Genomic DNA, 11789 nt, shown 5'->3' with positions numbered 1-11789 from the left:
GGAAATGGGGGGCGCGTGGGTCAGGCGAAGGCCTCGATCGGCGGGCAGGCGCAGACGAGGTTGCGGTCGCCGTAGGCGTTGTCGATGCGGCGGACGGGCGGCCAGTACTTCGTGCGCACGATGCCGGGCACGGGGTACACCGCGGTCTCGCGCGGGTACGGGTGCGCCCACTCGCTGGTGATGACGGATGCCGCGGAGTGCGGCGCGTTCACCAGCGGGTTGTCGTTCGCCGGCCACTCCCCCGCGGCCACCGCATCCGCTTCGGCCCGAATCGCGATCATGGCCTCGACGAACCGGTCGAGCTCGGCGAGGTCCTCGGACTCGGTCGGCTCCACCATGAGCGTCCCGGCAACCGGGAACGACATCGTCGGCGCGTGGAAGCCGTAGTCGATGAGCCGCTTGGCGACGTCGTCGACCGTGATGCCGGTGGCCTCCTTGAGCGGGCGCAAGTCGAGGATGCACTCGTGCGCGACGAGTCCGCCCTCCCCCGCGTACAGCACGGGGTAGTGCCCCTCCAGCCGCCGCGCGACGTAGTTCGCCGCCAGCACGGCCGCGGCGGTCGCCTGCCGGAGCCCCTCGGCGCCCATCATGCGCACGTACGCCCACGAGATCGGCAGGATGGATGCGGAGCCGTAGGGCGCCGCCGACACGGGACCGCCGTCGAAGACGTGTCCGCCGGCGTGCTCGGCGCGCTGCGCCATCGGGTGCGAGGGCAGGAAGGGCGCGAGGTGCGCCTTCGCCGCCACCGGACCGACGCCGGGCCCGCCGCCGCCGTGCGGGATCGCGAACGTCTTGTGCAGGTTCAGGTGCGAGACGTCGCCACCGAGGTCGCCGAACCGGGCGAACCCGAGCAGCGCATTGAGGTTCGCGCCGTCGACGTACACCTGACCGCCGGCGTCGTGCACCGCGCCGGTGATGTCCATGACGTCGTGCTCATACACGCCGTGCGTCGACGGGTAGGTGATCATGAGCGCCGCGAGGTTGTCGGCGTGCGCGGCCACCTTGGCGCGCAGATCGGCCAGGTCGACGTTGCCGGCCTCGTCGCACGCGACGACGACGACCCGCATCCCGGCGAGGACGGCGGATGCCGCATTGGTGCCGTGCGCGGACGACGGGATGAGGCAGACGTCGCGGTGCACGTCGCCGCGGGAGTAGTGGTAGCCGCGGATGGCGAGCAGGCCCGCGAGTTCGCCCTGCGAGCCGGCGTTCGGCTGCAGCGAGACCGCGTCGTACCCGGTGACCTCGGCCAGCCACGCCTCGAGCTGCTCGATCATGACGAGGTAGCCGGCGACGTCGTCCGCCGGGGCGAACGGGTGCACCCGGGCGAACTCGGGCCACGACACGGCCGCCATCTCGGTTGCCGCGTTGAGCTTCATCGTGCACGAGCCGAGCGGGATCATTCCGCGGTCGAGCGCGTAGTCACGGTCGGCGAGCTGCTTGAGGTAGCGCATCATGGCGGTCTCGGACCGGTGCGTCGTGAACACCGGATGCGTCAGGTAGTCGTCCGTGCGGCGGAGCGCCTCGGGCAGGTGGGCGTTGCGGTCGCGCAGCGGCACGAACACCTTCGACGAGTCGACGCCGAAGACGGATGCCACGGCCTGCAGGTCGGCGACGGTCGTCGTTTCGTCGACGGAGATCCCGACCGAATCGCTGTCGCGGAACCATAGCTGGTAACCGCGCCGCCGCGCCTCGGCGATGACGTCCTCGGCGCGCCCGGGTGTGCGGACCACGAGCGTGTCGAAGAAGGCGTCGTGGAGCACGTCGGCGCCGGCCTCGACGAGCCAGTCCCGCAGCAGCGACGCCTTGGCGGTCGTCTCCTCGGCGATCCGCTTCAGGCCGTCGGGGCCGTGGTAGACGGCGTACATCGAGGCCATGACGGCCAGCAGCACCTGCGCGGTGCAGATGTTGGAGGTCGCCTTCTCGCGGCGGATGTGCTGCTCACGCGTCTGCAGCGAGAGTCGGTACGCCGAAGCGCCCGACGCATCCATCGAAACGCCGACGAGACGGCCGGGCAGCTGACGCTCGAGCCCCGCGCGCACCGCCATGTAGCCGGCGTGCGGGCCGCCGAAGCCCATCGGCACGCCGAAGCGCTGCGTCGTGCCGACGGCGACGTCGGCGCCCATCGAGCCGGGCGAACGCAGCAGCGTCAGGGCGAGCAGGTCGGCCGCGACGACGACGAGACCCTTGTGCGCCTGCACGGCCGCGATGACCTCGGACGGGTCCCAGACCCGCCCGGTCGCGCCCGGGTACTGGACGAACGCACCGAAGGCCTCGGGGACGTCGGCGAAATCGGTCTCGACGATCTCGACGCCGACGGCGGCGGCGCGGTGGTGCAGCAGCGCCTTGGTCTGCGGCAGGGCGTCCGCGTCGACGAGGAACACGTTCGACGCGGACTTCGAGGCCCGGCGGGCCACCAGCATCCCCTCGACGACCGCGGTCGACTCGTCGAGCATCGACGCGTTCGCCGTCGCGAGCCCGGTGAGGTCGGTCACCATCGTCTGGAAGTTGATGAGCGCCTCGAGCCGGCCCTGCGAGATCTCGGGCTGGTAGGGGGTGTACGCCGTGTACCAGGACGGGTTCTCGAGGACGTTCCGCTGGATGACGGACGGCGTCAGCGTGTCGTAGTAGCCGAGGCCGATCATCGCTCGCGCCGAGCGGTTCTGCGACGCGAGGTCGCGGAGCTCGGCGAGGGCCTCGGCCTCGGTCGCGGCGGGCGGGATGATGCTCGCGCGCTCGGCGACCTGGATCGCGTCGGGGACGGCGGTGCCCATGAGATCGTCGACGGACGGACGCCCGAGGACGCGGAGCATCTCGGCCTGCGCGACCGAGTCGGTGCCGATGTGGCGATCGCGGAAGGCCGAGCTCACGCCTCGCCGCCCGTCAGCGCGACGTAGGCGTCGCGGTCGAGGAGGTCGCCCGTGGGCGCGCCGTCCACGCGGATCTTGACGAGCCACGCGTCGAACGCGCCGGCGTTGACCGAGGACGGGTCGTCCACGACGGCGTCGTTGATCTCGACGACCTCGCCGGTCAGCGGGGCGTAGAGCTCACCGACCGACTTCGTCGACTCGATCTCGCCGCAGGTCTCACCCGCGGTGACGGTCGTGCCGACGGCGGGCAGCTCGACGAAGACGACGTCACCGAGCTTCTCGGCGGCGTAGTCGGTGATCCCGACGGTCGCGACGTCGCCGTCGAAGGCGATCCACTCGTGCTCGGCGGTGTAGGACAGGGCGGTCAGGTCGGTCATTTCTGTCTCCGGTAGAAGGGCAGGGCGGTGACGGTCGCGGGGATGCGGGTCCCCCGGACGTCGATGGTCAGGGCGGTGCCCTCAGCGGATGCCGAGGGGTGGACGAGGGCCATCGCGACGGGATGGCCGAGGGTCGGGCTGAGGGCTCCCGAGGTGATCTCGCCGACGGTGTCGTCGCCGGCGAGCACGGCGTACCCGGCGCGACCGGCGCGGCGGCCCTCCGCGACGAGCCCCACGAGGACCGGAGCGCCGTCGAGGTCGCGGGCGGCGAGGCCGTCCTTGCCGACGAACTCCTCCTTGTCCGTGACGACGACGCGGCCGAGCCCCGCCTGTGCCGGCACGATGTCGCGCGAGAGCTCGTGGCCGTAGAGCGGCATCCCCGCCTCCAGGCGCAGCGTGTCGCGCGCGGCGAGTCCGGCGGGGACGAGCCCTGCCTCGCGGCCTGCCTCGGTCACAGCCTGCCAGAGCCCCTCGGCGACCTCGTTCGGGACCATGAGCTCGAAGCCGTCCTCACCGGTGTACCCGGTGCGCGCGACGAAGAGGCTGCGGCCCTGGAACGAGCCGCGCGCCCACGAGTAGTAGGTCATGTCGGCGAGGGCGGGGGCGACGTCCGCGATCCCGGCGGTCGACTCGAGGATGCCGCGGGCTTCGGGGCCCTGCACGGCGATGAGCGACATCCGGTCCGTGAGGTCCTGGATGCGGGCATCGCCGAGGTAGACGGCGGTGAACGCGGCCGCGACCTCGGCGCGGTTGCCGGCGTTGGAGATGACGAGGAACTCGTCGTCGGCGATCCGATAGACGATGACGTCGTCGACGATGCCGCCGTCGGCGGCGAGGACGAGGGAGTACTTCGCCTTGCCGACCTTCATCGTTGACAAGCGGCTGGCCAGCGCGCGGTCGAGGAACGTCGCGGCATCCGGTCCGTCGATGCGGAACTCGGCCATGTGCGAGATGTCGAAGATCCCCGCCGCACGGCGCACCGCGTGGTGCTCGGCGAGGTCCGACGTGTAGCGGACGGGCATGAGCCAGCCGCCGAAGTCGGTGAAGGACGCGCCGAGCCGCTCGTGCAGCTCGTGCAGCGGCGATCGCCGCGGCTCGGTCGTGGTGTCGGTCATGCCGTCTCCGCTCAACATTCCACGACGCTGACCGCGAGGCCGCCGAGCGCCGTCTCCTTGTACTTGCTGCTCATGTCCCGCCCCGTCTCGCGCATGGTCACGATGACCTCGTCGAGCGACACGCGGTGGGTGCCGTCGCCCCACAGCGCCATCTTGGCGGCGTTGATCGCCTTCGCCGCGGCGATCGCGTTGCGTTCGATGCACGGGATCTGCACGAGACCGCCGATCGGGTCGCACGTGAGACCGAGGTTGTGCTCCATCGCGATCTCGGCGGCGTTCTCGACCTGGCGCGGCGAGCCGCCGAGGACGTCCGCCAGGCCCGCTGCCGCCATCGACGACGCCGAGCCGACCTCGCCCTGGCAGCCGACCTCGGCGCCCGAGATGGACGCGCGCGCCTTGTAGAGGACGCCGATCGCGGCGGCCGTCAACAGGAACGGCACGACCACCTCTTCGCGGGGGCGCGCCGGCGCGGCGTAGTGGGTCGCGTAGTGGAGCACGGCGGGGATGATGCCGGCCGCGCCGTTCGTGGGAGCCGTGACGATCCGTCCGCCCGACGCGTTCTCCTCGTTGACGGCGAGAGCCACGAAGTTCACCCACTCCTGCCAGAGCGCGGGATCGTCGCCGGTCGGGTCGTCGCGGCGCAGGCGCGCGTGCCAGGCCGGAGCCCGTCGCGGGACGCGCAGGCCGCCCGGCAGCATCCCCTCGCGCGCCGCCCCGGAGGCGACGCTGCCCTCCATCACGTCGGCGAGGTGGAGGATGCCGGAGACGATGTCGTCGTCGGTGCGGGAGACCCGCTCGTTGCGCCGCTGGACCTCGGCCATCGAGACGCCCTCGCGCTCGCAGTGGGCGAGGAGTTCCGCCGCCGTCTCGAACGGGAACGGCACGGGCGCCGGATCCGCCGTGCCGGCAGCCTCACCCTCGCGGACGATGAACCCGCCGCCGGTCGAATAGTAGACGGCCTCGTCGAGGAGGACGTCGTCCGCGTCCCACGCCTGCAGCCGCAGTCCGTTGGTGTGCGCGGGCAGGATCGTCAGCGGGTGCAGGACGATGTCGTCCTCGCACAGCGGCACGTCGCCCGTGCCGCCCAGCCGGACGCGACGCGCCTCGGCGATCGCGGCGGTGCGCTCCTCGACCTCGGCCGGGAGGACCTCCTCCGGCTGCAGTCCCTCGAGTCCCAGCAGCACGGCGGTCAGCGTGCCGTGGCCGCGTCCCGTCGCCGCGAGGGAGCCGTACAGGTCGACCCGCACACGCGCGGCGCGGTCCGCGTCGATGCGCGAAACGAAATCGGCAGCCGCGCGCATCGGACCCACCGTGTGCGAGCTCGACGGCCCGATGCCCACGGTGAACAGGTCGAAGACGCCGATGCTCAGGGACATCGTGTCGACCCGGCGGAGGGGTGAGGTGAGGGGAACAACGGAACTCCTGACGGCGCAGCGGGATGCGGGTGAGTTCCTCCCCCTCTGTCATCGGCCTGAGAGATTTCGCGGGCCATGCCCGCTTGCCCCGTCGGCGGGCACCACGAGGGTGCCGCTTTTCAGAGTGACCATGTCGGCTCGGTACGGGGGCCTGAGAGATTCCGGGGAGGGATTGCTCCTTCGGCAGCCACGAGGGCTTCTCCCGAGCAGACGCGATGGTCCGGTGTGCGGTTGTGAGCGCGAGCCTATCACCGGGGCCCGCCGCGCCGATACGGCCCGGTCAGTCCGTCGTGCAGGCGCCGGAGGAGACGGTCGCGTCGCCCGGCGAGACCTGGAGCGCGGGTCGCAGTTCGGCAGTCGTCATGGCGTACCCGCGGGTCGCGTCGTCCTGGCCGCGGGCGAAGACCACACCGGCCACCTCGCCGTCCTCGGTGAGGAGGGGACCGCCCGAGTTACCCGGACGCACGTTCGCCTCGAGGGCGTAGATCTCGCGCGGCTGCGAGCTGTCCTCGTAGATGTCGGAGACGACGGCGCTGCCGACCGAGAGGACGTAGGCCGCACTGCTCGTGAAGGGACCGCCCAGCGGGTAGCCCTGGACGGCGACGGGGGTCCCCGCCGCGACCGGGTCGACGATCTCGAGCGGTGCCGCGTCGAGGCCGTCGACGCTGATGACGGCGAGGTCGTCGATGGGATCGAAGTAGACGATGCGGCCCTCCTCGGCATCCCTTCCCGGCAGTTCGACCAGTGGCTCGTCGACACCGGCGACGACGTGGGCGTTCGTGACGACGAGATCGGGCGCGGCGACGAACCCCGACCCGGTGAGCGACGCACCGCACGCGTAGGCGTTGCCGCTGATGCGTGCGACGGATGCCGCGGCGCGCTCGAGCGCGGGATCGTCGAGCGAGACGGGGGGCGCCGTCGGCTCCACCTCGGGCGCCAGGAGCTCCCCGACGCGCGGGATGCCCTCGTCGACGATGAAGCCGCGGAACTCGGCGAGCGCGGAATCGACCGCCGGCGGGGTGAGGGCGTCGATGGCGCCCAGGACGCGGGAGGACGCGACCGCGGGGGCGACCACCGGCATCCCGGAGCCGACGATCGCGCCGCTCGTGAGCAGCAGCACGACGGCGGCCGCGGCGGTGTTCACGACGCCGCCGAGGATCCGGTCGAGCGGGGCGAGCCGCGCGCGGTCGACGCCACGGCGCAGGCGTCTGCCGACGGCCGTCCCGAGCGCGGCGAGGAGGGCCACGATGCCGAGGGCGATGATCGCCAGCACGAGGCTGCGATACTCCCAGCCCGTGAAGGCGGGCGCGATGACGGGGGTGAGCCATACGGCGACGACGGCGCCGAGCACGATGCCGACGAGCGTGCCGGCGGTGGCCACGAGGCCGCGCAGGAGTCCGCCGAACAGTGCGGCGATGAGCACGAGCACGACGATGATGTCGACGACGAGCACGACGGGCCTCCCTTGACGAGTCCGCCCGGGAGAGCCGGCGGTTCCTCCCAATCAGCGTAGGCCGCCGCTGCTGGGAAATCGGTTCGTGTTGCGGTTCTGGTCATGTCGACTCTAAGATCGACGTCGGCAGTTAAGGTCACCATGACAAGAACAACCTCCCCTCCCCCCATCGGCGTCGCCGTCTCGACCGTCATCTTCCGGTTGCGGCGCGAGGCCGACGACGCGCGCATCGAGCTCCCCCTCGTCCGCCGCACCCGCGATCCCCACGAGGGTCAGTGGGCGCTCCCGGGCGGCTGGGTCGACCCCGCGGAGAATCTCGAGGCCACCGCGTCGCGCACCCTCGCCGAGACGACGGGTCTCACGCCCAGCTACCTCGAGCAGCTGTACGCGTTCGGCGACGTCGGCCGCTCCCCCGGGCGCGTCGTGTCGATCGTCTACTGGGCGCTCGTGCGCGAGGACATCGCCCGGGCGACCGAGCAGCACAACGTGGCGTGGTTCGACGCGACCGCCCTTCCGGCGCTCGCGTTCGACCACAACCACATCGTCGACTACGCCCTCTGGCGCCTGCGCAACAAGGTGGGCTACAGCCGCATCGCGCACGGCTTCCTGCCCGACCGCTTCACCCTCGCGGAACTCCGCGAGGTCTACGAGGCGATCCTCGGTCGCCGGCTCGACCCCGCCAACTTCCGGCGGCAGGTCGAGGGGTCGGGCACCCTCATCCCCACCGACGACTTCCGCACGGGCAGCCACCGGCCCGCGCGGCTGTACCGCTACAACCAGGACGTCGAGCTGGCCGATCGCGGCCCGCTCCCGCAGTGAAGGACCCGAACCGACATGAGCGCCACCCCCGTCACCCTCCAGCCCCGCCCCGTGGACCCCCGCCCCGTGGACCCCAGCGTCGACCACGAGATCCAGGCGATCGTCGCCGGTGAGCTGACGACCGAGACCTGCACCACCGACCTCGCCGCAGGCCCCTGGACCTTCGACACCCGCCCCGGGTACGGGCCGGGCTCGTCCATGGGCGACGTCATCCCGACCGGGGCTCCCCGCCAGGGCGAGCTCCCCGCCGAGTACCGCGAGGCCGGCGAGGAGGAGCTCGCCGCACGGATCGTCGCCGCCAAGGCGACACTCGGCGACCGCGTCGTGGTGCTCGGGCACTTCTACCAGCGCGAAGAGGTCGTCACCCACGCGGACTACGTCGGCGACTCCTTCCAGCTGGCCAACGCGGCGCTCGAACACCCCGAGGCGGAGGCGATCGTCTTCTGCGGCGTCCACTTCATGGCCGAGACCGCCGACCTCCTCTCCCGTCCCGAGCAGTCCGTCATCCTCCCGAACCTGGCCGCGGGCTGCTCGATGGCCGACATGGCCGACATCGACCAGGTCGAGGAGTGCTGGGAGCAGCTCGCCGACGTCTACGGCGACATGGACACCCCGGATGCCGAGGGGCTGCTCCCCGTCATCCCGGTCACCTACATGAACTCCTCCGCGGCGATCAAGGGCTTCGTCGGTCGTCACGGCGGCATCGTCTGCACGTCCTCGAACGCCCGCACGGTGCTGGAGTGGGCGTTCGCCCGCGGCCGGCGGGTCCTCTTCTTCCCCGACCAGCACCTGGGGCGCAACACCGCGAAGGCGATGGGGGTCCCGCTCGAGCGGATGCCGATGTGGAACCCGCGCAAGCCCCTCGGCGGCTCGACCGAGGCCGACCTCGAGGACGCCCGCGTCATCCTGTGGCACGGGTTCTGCTCGGTGCACCGCCGTTTCACCGTCGCCCAGATCGCCCAGGCGCGCGCCGAGCACCCCGGCGTCCGCGTGATCGTCCACCCCGAGTGCCCCATGGACGTCGTCGACGCGGCCGACGAGGCGGGGTCCACGGACTACATCCGCAAGGCCATCGCCGCCGCGACCGAACCGACGACGTTCGCGATCGGCACGGAGATCAACCTCGTCCAGCGCCTCGCGGCCCAGTTCCCGCAGCACGAGATCTTCTGCCTCGACCCCGTCGTCTGCCCGTGCTCGACGATGTACCGCATCCACCCGGGATACCTCGCGTGGGTGCTCGAGGGTCTCGTGGCCGGCGAGGTGCGCAACCGCATCCACGTCCCGTCGGACGTCGCGGTTCCTGCGCGGGTCGCCCTCGAGCGGATGCTGGCGGCGAAGCCGTGACCACGGTCGTCGTCGTCGGATCGGGGATCGCGGGCCTCACCGCGGCCCTGGACGCCGAGGCCGCCGGCTGCCGGGTCACCCTCGTGACGAAGGCGGCGCTGACCGAGGCGAACACCCGCTACGCGCAGGGCGGCATCGCCGGTGCGCTCTCCCCCGCCGACCGCACCGCCGACCACGCGCGCGACACCCTCGTCGCGGGAGCCGGCCTCGCCGATCCGAGCGCGGTCGCCGTCCTGGTCGAGGAGGGTCCCGACCGCATCCGCGAACTGATCGCCGCCGGTGTCGACTTCGACCGCGACGAGACGGGAACCCTGCGGGGCGGGCTTGAGGGCGCACACTCCTTCCCCCGCATCCTGCACGCGGGCGGCGACGCGACCGGCGCCGAGATCCAGCGTGCCCTGGTCGCCCGGGTGCGGGCGAGCCGCGTGAGCGTCCGCGAGCACGCGTTCGTGACGGAGCTCGTGCGCGAGCACGGCCGGGTCGCAGGGGTCGAGCTCCACGGCGGCGAGCGGATCGAGGCGGATGCCGTGATCCTCGCCACGGGCGGAGCGGGCGAGCTCTTCGCGCACTCCACGAACCCGATCGTCGCGACGGGGGACGGCGTCGCGCTGGCGGCGCGCGCCGGCGCCGCGGTGCGCGACCTGGAGTTCGTGCAGTTCCACCCGACCGTGCTCGCGGTCGGCGAGGCGCTCCTCGTCTCGGAGGCCGTCCGCGGCGAGGGCGCGGTCCTGCGCGACGAGACCGGCCGGCGCTTCGCCCTCGAGGCGCACCCCGACGGCGAACTCGGTCCGCGCGACGTCGTCACGCGGGCGATCGCCGGCGCGATGGCACGGCAGGGGGGCCGGCCCGTCCTCCTCGACGCGACCGGCCTCCACAGCAGCGACCCCGACCGCCGCGCGGCCTTCCTCGCGGCGCGCTTCCCGACGATCGACGCCGCGGTCCGCGCCGGCGGCCTCGATTGGGCCCGCGAGCCGATCCCCGTCACCCCGGCCGCGCACTACCTCATGGGCGGGGTCGTGACCGATCTCGACGGCCGCACCGACGTCCCGGGTCTCTACGCGGTCGGCGAGGTCGCCCGCACCGGGGTCCACGGCGCCAATCGGCTCGCCTCGAACTCGCTGCTCGAAGGCGCCGTGTTCGGCGCGCGCGCCGCGGCCGCCGCGGCGACCGACGCGGGGCGCCTCTGGCCCGTGCCCACGGGAGCGCCGGCATCGCCCGTCGATGAGCCGGCGGCCGCCGGCATCCTGCATCCGCCGTTCTCGCGGCGTGCACTGCAGGACCTGATGTGGGCGGATGCCGGCGTGTCCCGCGACGGCACGGGGCTGATGCGCGCGGCCCGGACGCTCGCCGCGTGGCGGGCGGAGGCGCCGGCGCCGGTCACGGTCCGCGCTCACGAGGACGCGAACCTCCTGCAGGTCGCGCAGCTCGTCGTCGCCGCGGCGACCGCACGCACCGGATCCGTCGGGTCCCACCTGCGCACCGACGATCCCGCCGCCCTCGCCGCCCCGACCGCCCGCACCGACCTGGAAGGCGCTGCCTGATGCTCTCCCCCGCCGTCATCGAGACGACCGTCCGCGCCGCCCTCGCCGAGGATGCGCCGTGGGGCGACCTCACGAGCGAGGCGCTCATCCCGGCATCCGCCACTGCGACGGCGGAGCTCGTCGCGCGCGAGTCCGGCGTGTTCAGCGGCGGCGAGGTCTTCGCGGCGGCCTTCACCCTGACCGATGCGCGCGTGGCGGTCGACGTGCGCGCCGCGGACGGGACCCGGTTCGCCCCCGGCGACGTCCTCGCGGTCGTCACCGGCCCCGCGCGTGCGGTCCTCACCGCCGAGCGCATCGGCCTGAACTTCGCCCAGCGGATGTCGGGCGTCGCCACGCTCACGGCGCGCTACGTCGACGCGGTCGCCGGCACCGGTGTGCGCATCGCCGACACGCGCAAGACGACCCCGGGCCTGCGGGCGTTCGAACGCCACGCGGTCCGCAGCGGCGGCGGCGCGAACCACCGGTACTCGCTGTCGGATGCCGTGATGGCCAAGGACAACCACCTCGCCGTCCTGGTGCGCTCCGGGATGTCGGTGACCGACGCCCTCCGCGACGCGAAGACGCGGCTCCCCCACACGACGCACCTCGAGGTGGAGGTCGACCGCCTCGACCAGATCGAGGCGGTGCTCGCCGCCGGGATCGGCACGATCATGCTCGACAACTTCTCGCTCGCCGACCTGCGGACCGGTGTCGCTCAGGTCGCCGGACGCGCGACGGTCGAGGCGTCGGGCGGCGTGTCGCTCGACACGGTCCGCGCGATCGCGGAGACCGGCGTGGACGTCATCTCCGTCGGCGCCCTCACCCATTCGGCGCGCGCGCTCGACCTGGGGCTCGACGTCCGCATCGACGAGGCCTGAC

Annotated in this window: 9 protein-coding genes and 2 riboswitches; of the genes, 4 read left to right on the top strand and 5 right to left on the bottom strand. The window is 72.7% G+C overall.

Annotated features, from left to right (window positions below):
• Window positions 1-20: 20 nt before the first annotated feature.
• The 5 genes from gcvP to AYL44_RS03160 form a co-directional block, all read right to left on the bottom strand.
• Window positions 21-2810: an aminomethyl-transferring glycine dehydrogenase gene (gcvP, locus tag AYL44_RS03180; RefSeq protein ID WP_419865913.1), complete on the bottom strand. Its 2790-nt coding sequence runs from the start codon at window positions 2808-2810 to the stop codon at window positions 21-23.
• Window positions 2811-2863: 53 nt separating this feature from the next.
• Window positions 2864-3244, bottom strand: coding sequence for a glycine cleavage system protein GcvH (gcvH, locus tag AYL44_RS03175; RefSeq protein ID WP_064001792.1), 381 nt, complete (start codon window positions 3242-3244; stop codon window positions 2864-2866).
• On the bottom strand, window positions 3241-4359 hold the full coding sequence (gene gcvT / locus AYL44_RS03170) for a glycine cleavage system aminomethyltransferase GcvT (RefSeq protein WP_064001791.1): 1119 nt from the start codon (window positions 4357-4359) through the stop codon (window positions 3241-3243). The genes gcvH and gcvT overlap by 4 nt, the downstream gene beginning before the upstream one ends.
• Window positions 4360-4370: 11 nt before the next feature.
• Entirely contained in the window at window positions 4371-5735 is a 1365-nt protein-coding gene (locus tag AYL44_RS03165; RefSeq protein WP_064001790.1) for an L-serine ammonia-lyase, read from the bottom strand.
• 74 nt (window positions 5736-5809) lie between these two features.
• Window positions 5810-5903: riboswitch (glycine riboswitch) on the bottom strand.
• Window positions 5904-5989: riboswitch (glycine riboswitch) on the bottom strand.
• A 65-nt stretch (window positions 5990-6054) separates the two neighbouring features.
• Window positions 6055-7227, bottom strand: coding sequence for a MarP family serine protease (locus AYL44_RS03160; RefSeq protein ID WP_064001789.1), 1173 nt, complete (start codon window positions 7225-7227; stop codon window positions 6055-6057).
• A 141-nt stretch (window positions 7228-7368) separates the two neighbouring features.
• Between AYL44_RS03160 and AYL44_RS03155 the strand changes: the two genes are divergently transcribed.
• Genes AYL44_RS03155 through nadC form a run of 4 tightly spaced genes read left to right on the top strand, consistent with a single transcriptional unit; the run spans window position 7369 to window position 11788 of the window.
• On the top strand, window positions 7369-8046 hold the full coding sequence (locus AYL44_RS03155) for an NUDIX hydrolase (protein ID WP_064001788.1): 678 nt from the start codon (window positions 7369-7371) through the stop codon (window positions 8044-8046).
• A gap of 15 nt (window positions 8047-8061) precedes the next feature.
• Window positions 8062-9390 (top strand): quinolinate synthase NadA, encoded by a 1329-nt coding sequence (gene nadA / locus AYL44_RS03150; protein WP_064001787.1) that lies wholly within the window; start codon window positions 8062-8064, stop codon window positions 9388-9390.
• The gene (gene nadB, locus AYL44_RS03145) at window positions 9387-10931 is read left to right on the top strand and encodes an L-aspartate oxidase (RefSeq protein WP_064001786.1); all 1545 of its coding nucleotides are present in this window, start codon (window positions 9387-9389) and stop codon (window positions 10929-10931) included. The genes nadA and nadB overlap by 4 nt, the downstream gene beginning before the upstream one ends.
• Window positions 10931-11788, top strand: coding sequence for a carboxylating nicotinate-nucleotide diphosphorylase (gene nadC, locus AYL44_RS03140; RefSeq protein WP_064001785.1), 858 nt, complete (start codon window positions 10931-10933; stop codon window positions 11786-11788). The genes nadB and nadC overlap by 1 nt, the downstream gene beginning before the upstream one ends.
• Window position 11789 lies beyond the last annotated feature (1 nt).

The organism is Microbacterium oleivorans, assembly GCF_001644225.1.
Taxonomy (GTDB): domain Bacteria; phylum Actinomycetota; class Actinomycetes; order Actinomycetales; family Microbacteriaceae; genus Microbacterium; species Microbacterium gawkjiense.
The sequence above is the reverse complement of the archived record's forward strand: the minus strand, read 5'-3'. Positions and strand labels throughout refer to the sequence as shown.

Excerpts from the sequence above, each read along its gene's own strand:
- gcvP (WP_419865913.1), bottom strand. The coding sequence starts at position 2,810 with ATGCTCCGCGTCCTCGGGCGTCCGTCCGTCGACGATCTCATGGGCACC.
- gcvH (WP_064001792.1), bottom strand. The coding sequence starts at position 3,244 with ATGACCGACCTGACCGCCCTGTCCTACACCGCCGAGCACGAGTGGATC.
- gcvT (WP_064001791.1), bottom strand. The coding sequence starts at position 4,359 with ATGACCGACACCACGACCGAGCCGCGGCGATCGCCGCTGCACGAGCTG.
- AYL44_RS03165 (WP_064001790.1), bottom strand. The coding sequence starts at position 5,735 with ATGTCCCTGAGCATCGGCGTCTTCGACCTGTTCACCGTGGGCATCGGG.
- AYL44_RS03155 (WP_064001788.1), top strand. The coding sequence starts at position 7,369 with ATGACAAGAACAACCTCCCCTCCCCCCATCGGCGTCGCCGTCTCGACC.
- nadA (WP_064001787.1), top strand. The coding sequence starts at position 8,062 with ATGAGCGCCACCCCCGTCACCCTCCAGCCCCGCCCCGTGGACCCCCGC.
- nadC (WP_064001785.1), top strand. The coding sequence starts at position 10,931 with ATGCTCTCCCCCGCCGTCATCGAGACGACCGTCCGCGCCGCCCTCGCC.